Raw genomic sequence first — 306 nt, forward strand, 5'->3', positions numbered from 1 at the left:
AACATGCGCCGCGCGTCAATCAACAAACGCTTGTCAGCGTCAATCAACATCGGCATCATCAACCTCGCCGCGACATTCTCATCTTGTTTGTCGCGCGTCTCTCATCCAGATTGTCGCGCCACACAGTGCCTTGTATCGCCCCATCGTCGTTTCCACCAGCGCCCGCTGGCCGTAACCGATTGCCTTTTGCCAGGCCAGTCGTCCCTGTGCGGCGATCGCCTCCAGATGGCGATCGCGCTGCGTTGGCGGGCCGGTTTCGCAACTGCGTACCGCGCCCGATCGCGGCGGCACCACGATCTGTGCCCC

The 306-nt window shown here is 62.1% G+C and carries 1 pseudogene; it reads right to left on the reverse strand.

Annotation, left to right across the window (positions count from 1 at the left end):
• Window positions 1-78 precede the first annotated feature (78 nt).
• A pseudogene (locus GWC77_RS29365) lies at window positions 79-306 on the reverse strand (IS5/IS1182 family transposase); the annotation flags it as partial.

The sequence above is a fragment of the Paraburkholderia sp. NMBU_R16 genome, assembly GCF_013282575.1.
Taxonomy (GTDB): Bacteria; Pseudomonadota; Gammaproteobacteria; order Burkholderiales; family Burkholderiaceae; genus Trinickia.